At 45.5% G+C, this 3,296-nt stretch carries 6 protein-coding genes; 1 reads left to right on the top strand and 5 read right to left on the bottom strand.

The window, feature by feature from the left end; all coding sequences use genetic code 11:
* Positions 1–130: 130 nt before the first annotated feature.
* Positions 131–499, top strand: a complete 369-nt coding sequence (locus ACTHUE_RS13730; RefSeq protein WP_049359781.1) for a VanZ family protein — start codon at positions 131–133, stop codon at positions 497–499.
* Positions 500–676: 177 nt separating this feature from the next.
* Here ACTHUE_RS13730 and ACTHUE_RS13725 read toward each other — a convergent pair whose 3' ends face one another.
* From ACTHUE_RS13725 to ACTHUE_RS13705, 5 genes are all read right to left on the bottom strand, one after another.
* The gene (locus ACTHUE_RS13725) at positions 677–886 is read right to left on the bottom strand and encodes an opacity family porin (RefSeq protein ID WP_413231325.1); all 210 of its coding nucleotides are present in this window, start codon (positions 884–886) and stop codon (positions 677–679) included.
* Between the two features lie 34 nt (positions 887–920).
* Entirely contained in the window at positions 921–2,096 is a 1,176-nt protein-coding gene (gene hemW / locus ACTHUE_RS13720; RefSeq protein WP_107792063.1) for a radical SAM family heme chaperone HemW, read from the bottom strand.
* 96 nt (positions 2,097–2,192) lie between these two features.
* Positions 2,193–2,555, bottom strand: coding sequence for a thioredoxin family protein (locus tag ACTHUE_RS13715; RefSeq protein WP_219088634.1), 363 nt, complete (start codon positions 2,553–2,555; stop codon positions 2,193–2,195).
* A 58-nt stretch (positions 2,556–2,613) separates the two neighbouring features.
* Positions 2,614–3,123, bottom strand: coding sequence for a hypothetical protein (locus ACTHUE_RS13710; protein WP_070646892.1), 510 nt, complete (start codon positions 3,121–3,123; stop codon positions 2,614–2,616).
* Between the two features lie 75 nt (positions 3,124–3,198).
* The coding region (locus ACTHUE_RS13705) for a non-canonical purine NTP pyrophosphatase (protein WP_440423747.1) at positions 3,199–3,296 on the bottom strand (98 nt) is incomplete at its 5' end.

Raw genomic sequence — 3,296 nt, 5'->3', positions numbered from 1 at the left:
AATGCAGTATTGAAGATGCCCCGGATGCAGAAGAAGTGGCACAATGGCGTGATATTTTGAAGGCGCGGGGTGGGAAATTTGTCCGCTTGGCAGATATCTGCCAAACATGGTTGGATGAAGAGGCCGACAAATGAAAGCCTTACCATTAAACAAATTCACTGCCGCTGCCTTTATCTGGTTTGCCGCCGCCATTTATGCCTTACTTTTCAAAGAGGGCGGCAATAGCGCTCCACCATTTCCCCATTTTGATAAAGTCGGCCATTTTGGACTTTTCTTCGGTCAGGCATGGCTGTGCGCAAAAATATTTATTCAAGACAATAGGAATATTCCCTATAAAGGCATTCTGTTTGCCGCCTTATTATTCGCAGTAGGCAGCGAGCTGGCTCAGGCATTTCTGACTACTACGCGCCAAGGTTCGATCGCGGATGGCATTGCCGATATGGCAGGAACGGCTGCGGCACTGTGGTTTGCAGCAAAAGTAAAAGCAGCAAAAAGTTAGACATATTTAAACAACTTAAAGGCCGTCTGAAATCCTGAGAAATAGGTTTCAGACGGCCTTTTGTTACTTGATATTTGAAGCAATGATTGCTTCATGTCAAGTATTCAAATATTAGAATTTTACGCGTACACCGGCAGATACTTCGTGAGTATGGAACTTAACGTTATTAATCTTGCCCTAATGGTTATAGTGATAGCCAGCGTCCAAAGCAACGTTAGGAGTTACTTCGTAGCTTACACCAGCCATTACACCCATGCCGGTTTTAGTTTCTTTACGTTCATGATATGAATTAGCTGTCTCAACTTTTGTTGAAGCATGATTAACAGCCACATGAGCACCTACCCCAACAATTATTCTGATTGTATTTTCTTGTGGAAAATTAAGCAAATCTAAAAATGTTTTAGCTGTTGTAAAACCGCATTTATAAAAAACACTGTAACAAATCGTTTAAGAACAAACGGCCTTGCTCGGTTGGGCGGAACACAGTCGGGTCTGATTCAAGCAGGCCTTTTTGTCTGGCGGTTTCGATTTGTGCCATGATTTTTGCAGTGGGTACACCGGTACGTTCTTGCAGCATTGCGGCAGGTACGCCGTCGGTCAGGCGTAGGGCGTTCATCATGAATTCGAATGGAAGGTCTTCGGCAGCAACAGTTTTGCGTTCGACTGCTTCATGCGGATTGCTCTGCATGGCGGCAAGATAGTCGTTGGGATGGCGACGGCGGACAGTTCGCTCGATACGGTCGGGATAGGAAATTTTGCCGTGCGCACCCGCGCCTATCCCTAAGTAATCGCCGAACTGCCAATAGTTCAAATTATGGCGGCACTGCATGGCAGGTTTTGCAAAAGCCGATGTTTCATAGTGGATAAAGCCTGCGCTTTCCAATGCGCCGTGTACGGCATCTTCAATATCCAATGCTGCTTCATCTTGTGGCAATCCTTTGGGCGGCGTATGACCAAAAGGCGTGTTCGGTTCCATTGTCAGATGATATGCGCTGATATGAGATACGCCTGTTGCGATAGCCGTTTGCACATCGTTTAAGGCCGTCTGAACCGTTTGGTTTGGCAGGGCATACATCAAATCGATATTGACTTTATCAAATAATTTCAATGCAGTATCAATAGCTGTCAGGGCTTCTTTGCCATTGTGAACGCGTCCTAATCGAGCAAGCATATCGTCGTTAAAACTCTGCACACCGATAGACAGGCGCGTAATGCCTGCGTCTTTAAACCCTTGAAACTTCTCAATTTCAAATGTGCCCGGGTTCGCTTCTAAAGTAATTTCCGCTTCGGGTTGCAAGCGCAACAGCGAACGCACGCCGCTTAATAAACGGTCAATCGATTCTGCTTGAAACAGGCTGGGTGTGCCGCCGCCGAAAAATATGGTTTCCACTGGTCTGCCCCAAATATTGGGCAATTCAAGCTGCAGGTCGGTTAATAGGGCATCGATATAGGCTTCTTCCGGCAGGCCGTTTTTCAGGCTGTGGGAATTGAAGTCGCAATACGGGCATTTTTTGATGCACCAAGGAATATGGATATAGAGTGATAAAGGAGGTAGGGCGGTTAGCTGGCCAGGGCGTTGGAAAGTGATTTGGGTCATGGTATGTGTTGAGGCTCAAGGCCGTCTGAAATTTTTAGGCCATTATTTTAACTGAAATGTCGGCTGGGAAAGTAATCAGTAGGAAATTTGCGAAGTCTAAGCGCTCAAAAAGGCTTCAATTTCTTCTTCTGATAATTTGGAATTGCAGACGGCTTTTATTTTGCCTTGTGAGATTTTGAGTAGAGCGGGAACAGTTTGGATGCCGTGTTGTTCACGAAAAGTTTTTAAAGCTGCTTTGTTGCTGCTGTCGGTAAAGTGGATGGTAAGCTGTTTGTTTAAGGAAACGGTAGACAGTTTTGCAACAAAACGGCGACAGTATGAACAGCTTGGTTTGCCTAAAAAGACGATAGCAGTTTCTTGACTGTCAATGAGTTGCAGAAGTTCGTCAGGTATGGTTGGGATGAAGGCAGCGACGTGTTTTGCAAAGGCTGCCAATTCTTCAGGTGAGGGTTTGGGCATGGGAATGAATGTGAGGTAGGCCGTCTGAAGGTTTCAGACGGCCTGTTGTTTTTATGTATTAAAGTCTTTTGCGTATCCAAGACGAGAGTTTGGGTGCGCCGAATAGCAGAAAAATGCCGATAAAAAGCTGCGCGATGTTAGCAAGTATACCAGCTTGGTTTTGTGCGCCGAGATTCGCCCAAACAGATGTGTGTGTGTCGATAGCGATAGACTGTACAAAAAGATAGAGAGAGAACTGGTAAATTAGGTCGGGGATGGCTTGGAAAACAGTATATATGCCTATTAATACAATACCGGTCGTCAGCCATGGTGCAGGGTGTTTTGGGGCTTCCTGTACGGTTTGCAGATGTTCGGGCAATAGGCGGTTGGCAATGGTGGCAGGGAAACACCATAGCAGCAACCATGCAATTAAATACAAGCCGTAGAACATCAGTACGGGCGGAATTTGTTTGCTGTCATACATGCTTTCTGACTGTGCGAATATGGTAGCAATGCCGCCAAGTGTTTGTACGATGCCGATTAAAACGACCAAGCGGATGGCGACAATCAGGATTTGCTTAGGGGACATGGATTTCTTTCATTATTTGTTGGATTTAGAACATCTAAAAAAACGTTTCAGGTTTTCAGACGGCCTATTATTGATTTATAAGGATTCGATTTTTCTTAATAGTTCACGCAATGCTTGGGCGCGGTGGCTTTCGGCATTTTTGATTTCAGGATCAAGCTCGGCAGCGGTGCAAC

The organism is Neisseria sp. P0021.S005 (genome assembly GCF_051956955.1).
Note: the sequence above shows the minus strand (reverse complement) of the source record. Positions and strands in the feature narration are given on the sequence as shown.

Coding starts and splice junctions, on each gene's coding strand:
- ACTHUE_RS13730 (WP_049359781.1), top strand. CDS start 131: ATGAAAGCCTTACCATTAAACAAATTCACTGCCGCTGCCTTTATCTGG.
- hemW (WP_107792063.1), bottom strand. CDS start 2,096: ATGACCCAAATCACTTTCCAACGCCCTGGCCAGCTAACCGCCCTACCT.
- ACTHUE_RS13715 (WP_219088634.1), bottom strand. CDS start 2,555: ATGCCCAAACCCTCACCTGAAGAATTGGCAGCCTTTGCAAAACACGTC.
- ACTHUE_RS13710 (WP_070646892.1), bottom strand. CDS start 3,123: ATGTCCCCTAAGCAAATCCTGATTGTCGCCATCCGCTTGGTCGTTTTA.